Source organism: Vibrio rumoiensis (assembly GCF_002218045.2).
Taxonomy (GTDB): domain Bacteria; phylum Pseudomonadota; class Gammaproteobacteria; order Enterobacterales; family Vibrionaceae; genus Vibrio; species Vibrio rumoiensis.
Map to the genome: position 1 here is coordinate 379,026 of NZ_AP018685.1, position 15,749 is coordinate 394,774.

Annotated in this window: 14 protein-coding genes; 8 read left to right on the top strand and 6 right to left on the bottom strand. The window is 42.5% G+C overall.

The window, feature by feature from the left end:
* The first annotated feature begins 140 nt into the window (after positions 1-140).
* Entirely contained in the window at positions 141-983 is an 843-nt protein-coding gene (gene djlA / locus VRUMOI_RS01800; protein WP_089140057.1) for a co-chaperone DjlA, read from the top strand.
* A gap of 15 nt (positions 984-998) precedes the next feature.
* On the opposite strand, the gene VRUMOI_RS01805 is transcribed toward djlA, so the two are convergent.
* The 5 genes from VRUMOI_RS01805 to leuA all read right to left on the bottom strand — a co-directional run bounded on the left by VRUMOI_RS01805 (position 999) and on the right by leuA (position 6,705).
* Positions 999-1,778, bottom strand: coding sequence for a DUF547 domain-containing protein (locus tag VRUMOI_RS01805; protein ID WP_089140093.1), 780 nt, complete (start codon positions 1,776-1,778; stop codon positions 999-1,001).
* 138 nt (positions 1,779-1,916) lie between these two features.
* On the bottom strand, positions 1,917-2,537 hold the full coding sequence (gene leuD / locus VRUMOI_RS01810; RefSeq protein WP_089140058.1) for a 3-isopropylmalate dehydratase small subunit: 621 nt from the start codon (positions 2,535-2,537) through the stop codon (positions 1,917-1,919).
* A 10-nt stretch (positions 2,538-2,547) separates the two neighbouring features.
* Entirely contained in the window at positions 2,548-3,954 is a 1,407-nt protein-coding gene (gene leuC, locus VRUMOI_RS01815; RefSeq protein WP_089140059.1) for a 3-isopropylmalate dehydratase large subunit, read from the bottom strand.
* Positions 3,955-3,974: 20 nt separating this feature from the next.
* Positions 3,975-5,069 carry a 3-isopropylmalate dehydrogenase gene (gene leuB / locus VRUMOI_RS01820; protein WP_089140060.1) on the bottom strand — a complete coding sequence of 365 codons (1,095 nt, stop codon included), beginning with the start codon at positions 5,067-5,069 and terminating at the stop codon, positions 3,975-3,977.
* Positions 5,070-5,154: 85 nt separating this feature from the next.
* A complete protein-coding gene (gene leuA / locus VRUMOI_RS01825; RefSeq protein WP_089140061.1) occupies positions 5,155-6,705 on the bottom strand; it encodes a 2-isopropylmalate synthase in 1,551 nt (516 codons plus the stop codon).
* Between the two features lie 506 nt (positions 6,706-7,211).
* On the opposite strand from leuA, the gene VRUMOI_RS01830 reads away from it, so the two are divergent.
* The 6 genes from VRUMOI_RS01830 to VRUMOI_RS19570 all read left to right on the top strand — a co-directional run bounded on the left by VRUMOI_RS01830 (position 7,212) and on the right by VRUMOI_RS19570 (position 13,047).
* Positions 7,212-7,745, top strand: coding sequence for a phosphatase PAP2 family protein (locus tag VRUMOI_RS01830; RefSeq protein WP_089140062.1), 534 nt, complete (start codon positions 7,212-7,214; stop codon positions 7,743-7,745).
* Positions 7,746-8,801: an MJ1255/VC2487 family glycosyltransferase gene (locus tag VRUMOI_RS01835; protein WP_089140063.1), complete on the top strand. Its 1,056-nt coding sequence runs from the start codon at positions 7,746-7,748 to the stop codon at positions 8,799-8,801.
* A 273-nt stretch (positions 8,802-9,074) separates the two neighbouring features.
* On the top strand, positions 9,075-10,040 hold the full coding sequence (gene leuO, locus VRUMOI_RS01840) for a transcriptional regulator LeuO (protein ID WP_089140064.1): 966 nt from the start codon (positions 9,075-9,077) through the stop codon (positions 10,038-10,040).
* Between the two features lie 498 nt (positions 10,041-10,538).
* Complete coding sequence (locus VRUMOI_RS01845) at positions 10,539-12,257, top strand: acetolactate synthase 3 large subunit (protein WP_089140065.1); 1,719 nt, start codon at positions 10,539-10,541, stop codon at positions 12,255-12,257.
* A 1-nt stretch (position 12,258) separates the two neighbouring features.
* Positions 12,259-12,753 carry an acetolactate synthase small subunit gene (gene ilvN, locus VRUMOI_RS01850; RefSeq protein WP_089140066.1) on the top strand — a complete coding sequence of 165 codons (495 nt, stop codon included), beginning with the start codon at positions 12,259-12,261 and terminating at the stop codon, positions 12,751-12,753.
* Between the two features lie 162 nt (positions 12,754-12,915).
* Positions 12,916-13,047, top strand: coding sequence for a hypothetical protein (locus VRUMOI_RS19570; protein WP_089140094.1), 132 nt, complete (start codon positions 12,916-12,918; stop codon positions 13,045-13,047).
* Between the two features lie 94 nt (positions 13,048-13,141).
* Here the strand turns inward: VRUMOI_RS19570 and pykF are convergent, their stop codons facing one another.
* Entirely contained in the window at positions 13,142-14,554 is a 1,413-nt protein-coding gene (gene pykF, locus VRUMOI_RS01855) for a pyruvate kinase PykF (RefSeq protein WP_089140067.1), read from the bottom strand.
* 400 nt (positions 14,555-14,954) lie between these two features.
* Here pykF and VRUMOI_RS01860 point away from each other — a divergent pair, with 400 nt between their 5' ends.
* A complete protein-coding gene (locus VRUMOI_RS01860; protein WP_089140068.1) occupies positions 14,955-15,716 on the top strand; it encodes a DeoR/GlpR family DNA-binding transcription regulator in 762 nt (253 codons plus the stop codon).
* Positions 15,717-15,749: the final 33 nt, after the last annotated feature.

Sequence of the window (15,749 nt, forward strand, 5' to 3'; positions counted from 1 at the left end):
GTGTATAAATAAAGGTTATTTACAGAAATAAGACGAAATATACACAGATTTCTATATCATATAAGAATCTTGCAAGAATCGACACTATACAGACAATAGTTAACAATAAAAATTCATAGTTTGGGATTTGGAATCAACATATGTTAGGTAAATTACTGGGTATTTTGTTTGGCTCGATGATTGGGAATATTCCCGGTGCAATCATTGGTTGCTTTATCGGTCATCAATTTGATAAGGCTCGTCGTCGTCAGCAAGGGTTTCAATCTGCCTTTGGCTCTGGTGCTTCTCAGGCAGAGCGTCAAACCGAATTTTTCCAAGCCGCTTATGCGGTAATGGGTCATGTTGCGAAAGCCAAAGGGCAAGTGACCAAAGAAGAAATTCAATTAGCTTCCGTTATGATGGATCGCATGAACTTAACGGGTGAGCAGAAAAAAATCGCACAAGAAGCGTTTCGTCAGGGGAAGGAGTCGAGCTTTCCTTTAGAAGAGACGTTACGTAAAGTACGTTTTTCCGCGGGTCGTCGACGTGATTTGTTACAGTTCTTTTTGGAATTACAAATTTCAGCTGCCTTTGCTGATGGCTCGCTGCATCCTAGCGAAATTAATGTCTTGCAAATTGTCGCAGCAGAGCTTGGTTTTACCGCGCAATATCTGCAACAACGTCTGCGTATGCAAGAAGCGGCGTTTCGTTTTCAACAAGGCGGCGGTTTTGGTGGCTATCAACATCAAGGGCAGCAATCAGGGGGGCAGTGGCAACAAGGGCCGACTCGTTCTCAATTAGATGATGCTTATGAGTTATTGGGAGTGGATAAAAATGCGGATGCCAAAACCATCAAACGAGCTCATCGTAAGTTAATGAATGAGCACCACCCTGACAAATTGGTAGCGAAAGGCTTGCCACCAGAGATGATGGAAGTGGCCAAACAAAAAGCACAAGAAATCCAATCAGCGTATGATTTGGTTAAGAAGGATAAGGGTTTTTAATCGCGCGCGATAAGCCTATTTTTCATTGAGAGCCCAGTTATATTGATAGCTGGGCTTTTTGTTGGTCTGTTTTATTTCTGGCTTAAACTGGCTTAGGTAATTCAGTACACCACCTTCACCACCAAAATCCACTGCATACCAGTCGTAAATGGAAGATAAGATAAGCTTTCCATTGTTAAACTTCACGCCTTTATCACTCTCAATAAAATTCAATTCGGCTTGTTTTAATAGCGCTAGAGTATTCTTTGATGTGAAAGCATTTGTGGATAAATTGGGGCAGCCTAAACTGGCGCAATTGACCGCATAATGGATACGTTTGTCTTGCCAAATCGGGCGCAGGATTCGATGCTCAATGTCGTTTAAGCTCAATTCGTGGTCATTAATGGTGAGGATCTCTTGATCCCAAGGGCCAAACGAAAATAAGCCGCCGAGTTTAGTAATTGAGGTCGTAGGGTAGTTTTCCAAAATAAGCTGAACGGTTGCCGCATTGTATAAGTTTACCCAATAGGCAAATTGTTCACTTTTATTAAATTGACGAGGATCGAGCTTGGTTAGCGTGTTGATATAATGAAGCAAAACTTGACGGTCTTTCGGGTTGATGTGTGCATAATCAAATAGAGTATTGGAACCTTGTTGGATGAGATTGTGATCGAGTACCCGCTGCCATTCACTATGATCAATCACTTGTGAGTTGGTTTCATTGCTCTGATTCCAATAAGGCCACAGTTCGGCTTTAGGGGCTGCATGGGAAAAGAAGCTTAAGCTGGCGAGTAGCATTAACCAAAGGTATTTCATATTCATCACTAACCCTGTTTTTTATCTCTATCAATAGAAAAATAGACCATGGACATGGTGAATAACTTTCACGAGTCATTGGCATAAAAAAAGCCCAAATACCGTTCGCGTATCTGGGCTTGATATTGAACTTGTTTTCTATTTCAAAAAGCTGGGGATGTTATCTTCAAATTCAGTGATTTTATCCGCATGTTGCAGTGTCAAACCAATATTGTCTAAGCCATTAAGCAAACAATGACGACGGAACTCGTCAATTTCAAAGCTATATTGCTTGTCGTTCGCTGACACCGTCATCGCTTCTAAATCTACCGTGATCTGTGCGCCTTGATGGCTATGAACAAATTCAAATAACTCATCGACTTCACTGTCGGTTAAACGCACCGGCACCATTTGGTTGTTTATGGAGTTGCCGTAGAAAATGTCAGCAAAGCTAGGCGCGATCATTACTTGAATGCCGTAATCGGCAAGTGCCCAAGGGGCGTGCTCACGAGACGAACCACAACCGAAGTTTTCTCGAGCCAGTAAAATACTCGCACCTTGATAACGTGGGGCGTTCATTACAAACTCAGGATTAGGCTGCTTCCCCGCATCATCTAAAAAGCGCCAATCATGAAATAAATGCTGACCAAAGCCTAAGCGAGTGACTTTTTGTAGAAACTGCTTAGGAATGATGGCATCAGTATCAATGTTAGCAATATCCAGTGGCACGACTAGGCCTGTATGTTGTTTAAAACCAGTCTGTTTTGGGTCTTGAGACATAGCGTGTTCCTTATGCTTTTTCTAGTGAACGGATATCGACAAAGTGACCGGCAATCGCGGCTGCCGCAGCCATTGCTGGGCTCACTAGATGAGTGCGACCATCACGGCCTTGGCGACCTTCAAAGTTACGGTTGCTGGTAGAGGCGCAGCGCTCTTGTGGGCCTAGGCGGTCATTGTTCATCGCAAGACACATCGAACAACCTGGCAGACGCCATTCAAAACCTGCTTCGATAAAAATTTTATCTAATCCTTCTTGCTCAGCTTGGGCTTTAACTTGTTCAGAACCTGGGACAATTAATGCTTGTACGTTGGCTGCCACTTTACGGCCTTTAGCTACGGCGGCGGCAGCGCGCATGTCTTCAATGCGTGAGTTAGTACAAGAGCCAACAAACACTTTATCAACGCTATAATCAGATAGTTTTTTACCTGCTTCCAATCCCATATAAGCTAAGGCTTTTTCGGCCGATGCTTTTTCCACAGGATCATTAAAGTCTTGTGGGCTTGGAATGATCCCATCAACCGACATTACTTGACCAGGGTTAGTCCCCCAAGTGACTTGCGGGGTGATGTCTGCGGCATTTAGAGTAACTACCGCGTCAAACTCGGCATCCTCATCGGATTTTAAGGTTTTCCAATACTCGACGGCGGCATCAAATTCAGCGCCTTTCGGGGCAAACTTCTTATCTTTAATGTAATCGAAAGTGGTTTGGTCAGGGGCGATTAGGCCCGCTTTAGCACCGAGTTCAATTGCCATGTTACAGACGGTCATGCGACCTTCCATCGAAAGATCGGTGATGGCTTCACCACAAAACTCCACTACATAGCCAGTGCCGCCCGCCGCGGTGGTTTTTCCTATAATCGCCAGTACGATATCTTTGGCTGTGATACCAGGTGCGACTTTGCCTTTAACCTCAATTTTCATGGTTTTGGCTTTGGCTTGTTTAAGGGTTTGAGTGGCCAGTACGTGCTCCACTTCAGACGTACCGATACCAAATGCTAATGAGCCAAAGGCACCATGGGTTGCGGTGTGAGAGTCACCGCAAACAATCGTCATTCCTGGCAAGGTAATACCAAGCTCTGGCCCCATAACATGCACAATACCTTGGTATTTATGATTTAGGTCGTACAGCGTGACGCCAAAATCCAAACAGTTTTTCATCAAGGTTTGCATTTGAATACGCGCCATTTCACCTGAGGCATTAATGTCTTTGGTGGTGGTCGATACATTGTGATCCATCGTGGCAAAAGTTTTGCTAACTTGGCGTACTGGACGACCTTTTTCACGTAAGCCATCAAAGGCTTGTGGGGAAGTGACTTCGTGCACTAGATGGCGGTCGATATATAAAATCGGGTTTTCGCCTTGGGCGGCTACGACAACATGAGCATCGTAGACTTTTTCGTATAATGTTTTTGACATTGCTTGCTACCTGCTCGTATTTATTGATTCGTATCTAGAATGTATTGCGCAATTTTATCGCCCATTTCCGATGTAGTCAGCGCAGGGTTATTCCCTGCAAGATCGGCGGTCAGCTCTCCGGCTGCTAGTGCTTTTGATACGGCTTGTTCAATATCTTGCGCCGCCTGTTCTTCATTTAAGCTGTAACGAAGCATTAAGGCTGCTGATAGAATTTGCGCCACTGGGTTAGCAATATTCTTTCCTGCGATATCTGGCGCACTACCACCTGCGGGTTCATACAAACCAAATTGGCTTTCGTTAAGGCTTGCGGAAGGTAGCATGCCCATTGAACCAGTGATCATGGCGCATTCATCAGAAATGATGTCACCAAAGATGTTGGAGCATAGCATCACGTCAAATTGCGAAGGGTCTTTGATAAGCTGCATGGTGGCGTTATCAATATAGATGTGTGATAGCTCAACATCTGGGTAGTCTTTTGCGATTTCTTCGACCACTTCGCGCCATAAAATTGAGCTCTGTAGTACGTTTGCTTTATCTACTGAACAGACTTTCTTGCCACGTAGACGTGCTGATTCAAATGCAATTTTGGCAATGCGTTCAATTTCATAGCGATGATATACTTCGGTATCAAAGGCTTTTTCCTCTGGGCCTGAACCTTCACGGCCTTTCGGTTGACCAAAATAAATGCCGCCCGTTAATTCACGTACTACCACAATATCGAACCCACGATCGGAAATATCAGCACGTAATGGTGAGAAGCTTTCTAAGCCAGTATGAATTTGCGCTGGACGCAGGTTACAAAATAATTGGAAGTGTTTACGTAATGGAAGTAGTGCGCCACGTTCTGGTTGATCATTGGGTGGTAAATGTTCCCATTTTGGGCCACCTACTGAGCCAAATAGTACCGCATCAGCCTCTTCACAGCCTTTAACTGTTCCCTCTGGTAGCGGTGTGCCGTGATTATCAATGGCGATTCCACCGACATCAAATTCTTGGCGCTCAAATGAAATGTCATGCTTTTTCTCAATCGCATCTAACACTTTTTGTGCTTGTTGCATGACTTCTGGGCCAATGCCATCTCCGGGTAAAACGGCAATTTTATATGTACCTGCCATGGTTCTCTCTTCCTTAAAAATAATGACTAAATTTGTTTATCAAGTAAGCGGTATCGACTACCACTTACCTTTATATTTCAAACGATTATACGGTTGCAATTTTCTTCGATTGCTTAATTTCCGCAATTTGATCGGCGCGATGGATGCTGTTGATCACGTGTAGTAAGGCTTGACCAGAAGCTTCAACGATATCGGTCGCGAGACCTGTGCCGTGGTATTTACGACCTTTGTAGTTGGCGATGATGTCGGCCTGACCTAAGCCATCTTCGCCTTCGCCTTTGGCGGTTAGGTCGAATTTATCTAAGGCGATTTCATAACCCGTTAGCTTATAGATGCATTGGTACAGCGCATCGACGGGACCATTACCGACTGCCGCTTCACATTTTTCTTCTGTGCCACATTGCAATTTAATGCTGGTGGTGGCCATTACGCTGCCAGATTGCACGCTTAGGTAATTTAACTTAAAGAAATCATCTTCTTCGCGCAAGTTGGCAAAGTGCATTAATGATTCTAAATCGTAATCAAATACTTGGCCTTTGCGATCCGCTAGCTTTAAGAAATCATCGTAAAGTGTATTTAGGTCGTAGTCATTTTCACTGTAACCCATGCTATCCATGTGACTTTTCACAGCGGCTCGACCAGAACGACTAGTCAAGTTCAGCGCTTGGTTTTTAAGGCCAATGGTTTCTGGAGTCATAATTTCGTAAGTATTCTTATTTTTCAACATGCCATCTTGGTGAATACCGGATGAGTGACTAAACGCATTCGCGCCGACAATTGCTTTGTTCGATTGAATCGGCATATTACACAATTGGCTGACAAGCTTGCTGGTGCGGTGAATTTCGTCGTATTTAAGGCCCGTACTTACCCCTAGGAATTCACTGCGGGTTTTAATGATCATGGCGATTTCTTCAAGAGCACAGTTACCGGCACGCTCACCGATGCCATTAATGGTGCCTTCGACTTGGCGAGCACCGGCTTGTACTGCTGCCATAGAGGTTGCGACTGACATGCCTAAATCATCATGACAATGCACCGAAATCACTGCTTTATCTATATTTGGAACGCGATTAAATAGGGTTTCGATAATGCCACCAAACTCATTAGGTAGCGTATAGCCAACGGTATCTGGAATATTGACGGTGGTAGCCCCTGCATTGATAGCAGCTTCCACAATACGGCATAGATTGTCGATAGGCGTACGACCGGCATCTTCACAAGAAAACTCGACATCATCTGTGTATTTACGCGCACGTTTAACGGCATTGACCGCCATTTCAACCACATCGTCGTAGCTGCGACGAAGTTTATCTTGCACGTGAATAGTCGAGGTGGAAATAAAGGTATGAATACGAAATGCTTCGGCGACTTTTAGTGCTTCTGCTGCCACGTCGATATCTTTTTCTACCGCGCGGGATAGAGCACAAATGCGGCTGTTTTTGATTTGCTTAGCAATGGTTTGAACCGATTCAAAGTCACCCGGTGATGAAATCGGAAAGCCCGCTTCAATCACATCAACCCCTAAACGCTCAAGAGCATAAGCGATCTGTAGTTTTTCTTTTACTGTTAGGCTAGCTGAAAGTGCTTGTTCACCATCGCGCAATGTCGTATCGAATATAATGACTTGATCGTTCATGTTCTTTTCCTTGTGGTTTGTGCTGCGCTATCCAATGCGGTTTATTCTGTTAGTTGCTTTTTGCAATATTGACGAATAAAAAAGCCCGCATCGGGATGCGGGCTTGTTTGAAATCGTATGTGGTTTTTCGTCCACTGCCTACCCGCGCGATTGAGTCACGATGAGGAGGAGGTTCAGTAGAGTAGAAAATTGTTGAGTCATGCTGGTTACCTTAATTGTTTATTTAAACAGCCTTAGCTTTCGTAAATATGAAGCTTACGCTAAGCATGTTTAATGGGTTAGCAATGTCTACGACCACGTAATAAGTGATTCAATTAGTACCGCACTCAAGGGGGAAGCGTCAACCCTTTCGATGAAAAAATATTCAAATAACTTCGCGTGCTCTCATTTGCCAATTTATATACCGTAATACGCTTTCATCATAAGAACAAAATATCGTCACGCTTTTGTCATTTATCTCCCTTAACTTGTGTGGTGCTGATTAAGCATCGAACAAGGAGCATACGATGAAAACGATACAGCCGATTGCACGATTTGATTTGGCCTTTTCTTTATTTTGCTTACAACACCGCTTTAATTTACCGGTTGCTCGTATTAGTAAAGCTATCTCGCATACCGGAGATGGTCATTTATATGCGGTGATGGGGATATTGGCATGGTTTTTTGATCCTAAAGTCGGGCAATATTTTTTACTTGCGGGGCTTGCCGCTTTTTTAATTGAATTGCCGATTTATTGGTTGCTGAAAAATAGTTTTAAACGTCGGAGGCCAGCTCAAATATCTCATCTATTAACGTCTTATATTACTCCTTCTGATCAATATAGCTTACCTTCGGGCCACACTGCTGCGGCTTTTTTAATGGCGGTATTGTTGCAACAATTTTATCCAGAATTGGGCGTGCTTCCATTTGCTTGGGCAAGCTTGATTGGTCTTTCTCGTATTTTGTTAGGCGTACACTTTCTAACGGATATCGTATTAGGAGCGGCTTTAGGTATCAGTTGTGCTTTGGCGGCAATTAACCTGTTTGTTGGTGGGCAATGAATGAAAATATTATATGGCGTACAAGGAACGGGTAATGGCCACATTGCTCGAGCACGTGCGATGGCATCGGCGTTATCGAAACAACATAATGTCTCGGTTGATTTCTTATTCTCTGGCCGAGAAGCACAATCTTATTTTTCTATGGAAGACTTTGGTGATTACCAAACCCGGCGAGGACTGACTTTTAGTACCGAGAAAGGGAAAGTGAGCCATATGAAAACGGCCTTGAACACCAACCTTAGTCAATTATGGAAAGAAGTCTCTGAGCTAGATTTGGGAGGTTATGATTTGGTGCTCAATGATTTCGAACCTATTACCGCGTGGGCGGCGAAAAAACAAAAAATACCGAGTATTGGAATCAGTCATCAAAATGCGTTTCGCTATTCGGTACCTAAGAAAGGGGCGAGTTGGATAGACCAAACTGTCATTCAACACTTTGCGCCAACTCAGCATTACTTAGGTTTGCATTGGTATCATTTTCAACAACCGATCTTACCGCCGATTGTCCATACTCCGGCGCAGATAGATAATCAAAAGCAACACTTTATTTTGGTGTATTTACCGTTTGAAGACCTGCAAGAGATTAATGGCCTGTTACAGCGCTTTTCTAATCATGATTTTATTTGTTATCACCCGGCAGTTAAAGAGATGAATCAGCAAGAACATTTAACTTTTATGCCACTGTCATACCAACATTTCCAACGGGATTTACACGCCTGTCATGGCGTGATTGCGAATGGCGGTTTTGAATTGCCCTCGGAAGCATTAACGCTAGGGAAAAAGTTACTTTTAAAGCCATTAGATGGGCAGTTTGAACAAATGAGTAATGTCGCCACTCTTGAATCATTAGGCTTAGCCAGTTCGATGCAATGGCTTGATCCTAGTGCTGTGCGATCTTGGTTAGATACCGAGCCTGCCGAATGCGTCATTTATCCGAATGTTGCTGAGTCTATTTCTAATTGGATCGTCCAAGGTGACTGGGGCAACATTTCACCACTATGGAGCCACTTGTGGGAACAGGTGGATTTTCCTCATTACGCACTGATTAATGAATAAACAAAATATCCATCATCAATTTAGTAGCTAAATGTTTTTTAGGTTCTTTTATATTTTGTTTTAAGTTGTTGATAATTTGGTTATTTTAGTGATTTTTAGTAAATAAAAATGATTTAATATCAATAGAGTTGCTTCTGGTATTTGCTTGATGAATAGTAAGTGCAACCCGACATATTGGCGGGGCAAATACCATCATTATTAGATATCTTTTTGTAGTGAATAATCACGTTTGTTATGTGTGATTGAGCTGCAATCAAGAGAGGCGCAACATAAATGACACTTTCTACTGAACCAAAAAATACTGCCCTTAACTTAAGAACGGAATCAACTTTACGTGGCGTAGATCTTAACTTATTGACCGTTTTTGATGCAGTAATGCAAGAGCAAAATATTACTCGTGCAGCACAGTATTTAGGTATGTCACAACCAGCAGTAAGTAATGCGGTTGCTCGCTTAAAAGTGATGTTTAATGACGAATTGTTTATGCGTCATGGTCGTGGTATTCAACCAACACAACGTGCTCGTCAATTGTTTGGCCCAATTCGCCAAGCTTTGCAATTAGTACGCAATGAGTTGCCTCATTCAATCTTTGTGCCTGAAACGTCTGAGCGCGTCTTTAAGTTAGCGGTTTGCAGTCCTTCAGATATCCGTTTCGCACCAAGAATTATGAGCGGGATTGCGGAAAAATCACCAAGTATTCAATTAAGTTTAGATGCTGATTTTGATCGCCAGTTACCAGAAAAGCTTCGTTACCAAGAAGTGGATTTTGTGATTGATTATGCACGTTTTGATCAGCCTGGGTATTCAAGCACAGAAATTTTTAGCGATGAGTTAGTGGTTGTGGTGGCGGCGAATCACCCACGTATTGGCGCTCAGATCAGCCCAGCCGAATTTATGGCTGAAAAGCATGCGACCCTATCAAAAGTAAATGGCGTACGTAGTTTCTATGAGCGTGTTTATACCGGTGATTTTGAATGCCAAGAAGCGTATCAAGGCACAGGACTTAGCAACATTTTATACGTTGTGGGCCAATCGGAGTTAGTTACTGTGGTTCCTCGCTGGTTAATTGAATCAATACCTAACCGTGCAACTTATAAAGTTCTGCCTTATCCATTTGCCGATAATAAAGTGGCGGGTTACTTAAGCTGGCATGAATCAAGTGAAAAAGATAAAGGTCATATCTGGATGCGCGATCAGTTAATGCTGATTTGTGGTGAAACACTCGCCGCAAGCCTATAATTCCTTTCCTTCTGATTTTTTAAACGCAGCCTTCATAAGAGGCTGCGTTTTTTGTGCCTATCAATACCTTTGGATGTGGAATGTTTTTCATCATGAGCACTGAATAAAAGTGAGATTCGCTTCTCATTATTAATATTATTATCTGCTGTATTTTTAAAGCAAACTACTCAATATGATTAGTGGTTAGTCAACTAACTAGAGAGTTTCACTATTTATTGTCGATTAGTGCTGGTTTGTATAAGTTTTATCTTATTGAGTGCGTAGACAAGCTTCTGTTTATGGCGTTAAAGTGAACAAATTCGGAGTCATTATTTCGAATGTATGCACCCTATTTGGTTGTTATGACAATGCAAATAGGTACATAGAAAGGTTGCTGAACTTTTGAAAGTATCAGCACCTTAATATTTCTTAGGCTAAAAATAAGCCCTAACTATGTAGCACCGAATCGATTTCACTCTTCTTATTGTAAGGTGAAAGGTTTGGTTAAAAGGAGGCAACATGGAAATGTTATCTGGCGCGGATATGATCGTCCGCTCCTTAATTGATGAAGGCGTTGAACACATTTTTGGTTATCCTGGCGGTTCAGTTTTGGATATCTACGATGCCTTGCATGAGAAAAGCGATATTGAACACGTATTAGTGCGCCATGAACAAGCTGCGGTTCATATGGCCGATGGTTATGCTCGCGGAACAGGCAAAGTCGGGGTTGTACTCGTTACTTCAGGTCCAGGTGCCACTAATGCCATTACTGGTATTGCGACTGCTTATATGGACTCAGCACCAATGGTCGTGTTGTCGGGCCAAGTACCAAGTAGCTTAATTGGTAATGATGCATTCCAAGAGTGTGACATGGTGGGGATCTCCCGCCCTGTGGTTAAACACAGCTTTTTAGTGACTAAAGCTGAAGATATTCCTGAGACCATTAAAAAAGCGTTTTATCTTGCTTCGACAGGTCGTCCTGGTCCTGTGGTTGTGGACTTACCGAAAAACGTATTGAACCCGCTCGAAACTTTCCCATACCAATATCCTGATGAAGTGAAAATGCGTTCTTATAACCCGACCACATCGGGGCATAAAGGTCAGATTAAAAAAGGGTTAAAAGCGTTATTAGCAGCGAAAAAACCAGTTCTTTATGTCGGTGGTGGGGCCATTATTGCCGAAGCCAGTGAGCAACTTATTAAACTTGCAGAAGCACTTAACTTGCCAGTTGTTAGTACTTTGATGGGGCTAGGTGCTTTTCCTGCAACACACCACAATTCACTTGGTATGTTAGGCATGCACGGCACTTATGAAGCGAATATGGCGATGCATAATGCCGATTTGATTTTTGGTGTCGGCGTTCGTTTCGATGATCGTACCACCAATAATGTCGAAAAATACTGCCCTAATGCCAAGATTATGCATATCGATATCGATCCTTCTTCGATTTCTAAAACCATTCAAGCGGATTTACCGATCGTCGGCTCTGCTGATGAAGTGCTAGATAGCATGTTGAAACTGCTTGAAGATCAAGGTGAAGATCAAGATACGGTAGCAATTGAAACCTGGTGGCAAGAGCTACAAAGTTGGCGAAATCGTAAGTGTTTAGAGTTTGATCGCACTTCAGATCGTATTAAACCCCAGCAGGTCGTTGAAACGCTTTATAAGCTAACCAAAGGTGAAGCTTACGTTGCGTCGGATGTAGGACAGCATCAAATGTTTGCTGCTCTTTATTACCCATTTGATAAGCCGCGTCGTTGGATTAACTCGGGTGGGTTAGGCACCATGGGCTTTGGTTTACCGGCCGCGATGGGGGTTAAATTTGCCATGCCACAAGAAGAGGTGGTGTGTATTACCGGTGATGGCAGTATTCAAATGAATATTCAAGAGCTATCGACCTGTATGCAATACGATATTCCTGTCAAAATAATCAACTTGAATAATCGTTTCTTAGGCATGGTAAAACAATGGCAAGATATGATTTATCAAGGTCGCCACTCCCATTCTTATATGGACTCTGTGCCAGACTTTGCCGCGATCGCTGAAGCGTATGGGCATGTTGGCATTCGCATTAATCACCCAGACGAGCTTGAAGCTGGCCTGAAAAAAGCATTGGATATGAAAGATCGCTTAGTGTTTGTTGATATCAATGTGGATGAAACAGAGCATGTTTATCCTATGCAAATTAAAGGTGAAGGCATGGATAAAATGTGGTTAAGCAAGACGGAGAGAACCTAATATGAGACATATCATTTCATTACTATTAGAAAACCAACCGGGTTCTTTGTCGCGTGTTGTTGGCTTATTTTCACAGCGTGGTTATAACATTGAGTCATTAACCGTTTCACCAACCGATGATGAGACGTTATCGCGTATCAATATCACCACCGCGACAGATGCATTGCAACTTGAACAAATCGAAAAAAATCTACATAAGTTAGTGGACGTACTTAAAGTTCAGGAAGTCACTGAATACGATTATGTAGAGCGTGAGTTGATGTTAGTCAAAGTGAAAGCCAGTGGGTTTTCTCGTGCTGAAGTGCATCGTTTGGCGGATGTGTTCCGAGGGCAGATTGTTGATGTCACCGCTTCATTGTTTACCATTCAATTGGCTGGTGATAGTGCTAAATTAGATGCTTTTATTAAAGCGGTTTCTGAAATGACCGATGTGATTGAAGTCGCACGAAGTGGCGTGGTGGGGATTGCGCGTGGAGAGAGAGCGTTAAAAGCGTAAAGGTTCATACACTGCTAAATAAACATAATAACGCAGCCTACGGGTTGCGTTTTTTATGCCTTAACTTTTTATGAAAAAAAGATCTAAGACTTTAGTCTAATAAATCGACAAAACTTCACTAAACTTATTGGATGAACATTGAGTGATTTGGGTGAGTCGGTTATGTCTAATGTCGTGGTTGTGAGGGTGACGATTGCTAGTTTGTTAGTACTTGCTATCAGTACGAGTGCTTTATATTTCTTGTTGTTAGTGGTGTTGTTGAATACCCATCATCAAGAGTTCTTTGGCTGGTAGGTTTCGATTTAACGATAAAGCTAAGGTATAAGAATCAAGGTATAAAAAAGGAGGCCAATCGGCCTCCTTTTGCATTTCTAACTGTCCGTTTTAATTAAAGAACGTGAACAGAAGAAGTATTGGTTGTACCTGATGGTACTAGAGCACCAGAAACCATAACGGTTACATCGCCTTTTTCGCCGTAGCCTATTTCTAGAGCTAAAGCCATACCTTGACGGTAGAAGTCTTCAGTATCATTGATAGACTCAACAACGATTGGTGTTACACCTTTAGACAAGCAAAGTTGTGCTGCAGTCTTAGTGTTAGTTGTCACGGCAATGATTTTTGCAGTTGGGAAGTATTTACGCACTGAACGAGCAGATTTACCTGCTTCAGTTGCCACAACGATAACTGGAGCCGCTAGTTTCTCAGCCGTTTCTACTGCTGATTTACATACTGCTTCAGTGATACGTAGACGAGGGCTGTCTAGGCGAGAGCTTAACTCTGCTTTTAAAGCACGGTCCGTACGAGCACAGATTTGCGCCATGATAGTTACCGCTTCAACAGGGTATTTACCTTTCGCAGACTCACCAGAAAGCATGACTGCATCAGTACCATCCATGATTGCGTTAGCAACGTCGCCCGCTTCTGCGCGAGTTGGACGTGGGTTTTTGATCATAGAATCAAGCATTTGAGTTGCAGTGATAACTACTTTACGTGCGCGGTTACATTTCTCGATCATCATTTTCTGAGCGAAGATTACTTCTTCAACTGGGATTTCAACACCTAGGTCACCACGAGCAACCATGATGCCGTCAGACGCTTCTAAAATCTCATCGAAGTTATCAACACCTTCTTGGTTTTCGATTTTAGAGATGATTTGGATGTTCTCGCCACCGTTTGCACATAGCAATTCACGAATTTCTTTTACGTCGTCAGCTTTACGGATGAAAGATGCCGCAACGAAATCAACACCTTGCTCACAACCAAATTTAAGGTCAGCTTTATCTTTTTCAGCTAATGCAGGAAGTTTTACAGAAACGCCAGGAAGGTTAACACCTTTGTTTTCACCTAGGTCACCGTTGTTTAATACTTTACATTTAACTTCAGTGTCAGTCGTTGCAACCACTTCCATTTCGATAAGACCATCATCGACTAGGATAGTATCGCCAGCTTTAAGGTCTTGAGCGAAACCAGGGTAGGTTACCGCTACAGTGTTTTTGTTACCCACAACAGAAGTATCGGTTGTGAATGTGAAATCTTGACCTGCAACTAGAGCAACATCATCGCCGTTTTCTAGTTTGATAGTGCGGATTTCTGGACCTTTAGTATCTAAAAGGATCGCAAGTTGTTTACCTGTGTTTTTCATTACTTGGCGAAGGTTAGCAATACGATTGCCGTGTTCTTCAAAATCACCGTGTGAGAAGTTTAAACGCATTACGTTCATACCAGCGTTTGCTAGTTCAGTTAGTTTCTCAACAGATTCAGTTTTCGGGCCAATCGTACATACGATTTTGGTCTTTTTCATGAGTAGATACTCTCCGGTAAGTAATATTACATTTTTCAATTTTTACACGTTTTAATGGCAAGCAACTGGATTGGCTGGGTACATTAAAACAGAAATTCTTTGCTACAGATTTTATTGCCTGACCTACATTGTAGTCATTATTCCCATTCTCGCATGGCCACACTTCATTTTCGTTGCAACCATTCTTTCATTTTGCAGTTTGCGAGGAGACTGCGCTGTAATTTTGTTTCTTAAATGGGGTAAGAATTTTACCAGTCTTTGTGGGGAAGATCACGATACTTACTTGTCTTAGAACAAGGTTTCTGTAAAAAACATTTATTTTTCATAGTAAAAAAAATAGACAAAAAAGTTTCGATTGTGTTTAATGTGTTTCGTTTCGAAACTTAACTTGGTTTTACTTATGTCAAAACGAAATACCCAGCAGCGACGTCACCTTATTGTTCAACAAGTTAATGAGTTTGGTGAAGTCAGCGTTGAAGCGTTAAATAAACAATTTAATATTTCAGAAGTCACGATAAGAAAGGATCTTTCTGCATTAGAAGCCAGTGGTTTGCTGCTGCGTCGTTATGGTGGTGCGATTGCTTTGCCAAAAGAAATTATCAATGAAGAGTTTTCTGAGGAGGTTTCGAAACGAAAGGTAGAGTTAGCAAGAGCCGCTGCCTCTCTGATTAAAGATCACCATAGAATTATTATTGATAGCGGTAGTACCACGGGAGCCTTGATCGAACAGCTCAATCACAAACGTGGTTTAGTGGTGATGACTAATTCATTGAATGTTGCCAATGCACTGAATGCCTTAGAAAGTGAACCAACGCTGTTGATGACGGGGGGAACTTGGGATACCCATTCCGAGTCCTTTCAAGGCCAGGTTGCCGAACAAGTACTGCGTTCTTATGATTTTGACCAGCTTTTCATTGGTGCCGATGGTATCGACTTAGCACGCGGAACCACCACATTCAATGAACTGTTAGGTTTAAGCCAGGTAATGTCGGAAGTGGCGCGCCGTGTCGTGGTGATGGTTGAATCTGACAAAATTGGTCGAAAAATTCCAAATTTAGAACTGGCATGGGACAAAATTGATGTACTTGTGACAGACAAAGGCATCAGCCATGAACAACAAGCGCAAATACAACAACATAATGTGCAAGTTCTGATTGCCTAAAACTTAACTAATTGATTAAACGTCGCTTTACCA

Excerpts from the sequence above, each read along its gene's own strand:
- djlA (WP_089140057.1), top strand. The coding sequence starts at position 141 with ATGTTAGGTAAATTACTGGGTATTTTGTTTGGCTCGATGATTGGGAAT.
- VRUMOI_RS01805 (WP_089140093.1), bottom strand. The coding sequence starts at position 1,778 with ATGAAATACCTTTGGTTAATGCTACTCGCCAGCTTAAGCTTCTTTTCC.
- leuD (WP_089140058.1), bottom strand. The coding sequence starts at position 2,537 with ATGTCTCAAGACCCAAAACAGACTGGTTTTAAACAACATACAGGCCTA.
- leuC (WP_089140059.1), bottom strand. The coding sequence starts at position 3,954 with ATGTCAAAAACATTATACGAAAAAGTCTACGATGCTCATGTTGTCGTA.
- leuB (WP_089140060.1), bottom strand. The coding sequence starts at position 5,069 with ATGGCAGGTACATATAAAATTGCCGTTTTACCCGGAGATGGCATTGGC.
- leuA (WP_089140061.1), bottom strand. The coding sequence starts at position 6,705 with ATGAACGATCAAGTCATTATATTCGATACGACATTGCGCGATGGTGAA.
- VRUMOI_RS01830 (WP_089140062.1), top strand. The coding sequence starts at position 7,212 with ATGAAAACGATACAGCCGATTGCACGATTTGATTTGGCCTTTTCTTTA.
- VRUMOI_RS01835 (WP_089140063.1), top strand. The coding sequence starts at position 7,746 with ATGAAAATATTATATGGCGTACAAGGAACGGGTAATGGCCACATTGCT.
- leuO (WP_089140064.1), top strand. The coding sequence starts at position 9,075 with ATGACACTTTCTACTGAACCAAAAAATACTGCCCTTAACTTAAGAACG.
- VRUMOI_RS01845 (WP_089140065.1), top strand. The coding sequence starts at position 10,539 with ATGGAAATGTTATCTGGCGCGGATATGATCGTCCGCTCCTTAATTGAT.
- ilvN (WP_089140066.1), top strand. The coding sequence starts at position 12,259 with ATGAGACATATCATTTCATTACTATTAGAAAACCAACCGGGTTCTTTG.
- VRUMOI_RS19570 (WP_089140094.1), top strand. The coding sequence starts at position 12,916 with ATGTCTAATGTCGTGGTTGTGAGGGTGACGATTGCTAGTTTGTTAGTA.
- pykF (WP_089140067.1), bottom strand. The coding sequence starts at position 14,554 with ATGAAAAAGACCAAAATCGTATGTACGATTGGCCCGAAAACTGAATCT.
- VRUMOI_RS01860 (WP_089140068.1), top strand. The coding sequence starts at position 14,955 with ATGTCAAAACGAAATACCCAGCAGCGACGTCACCTTATTGTTCAACAA.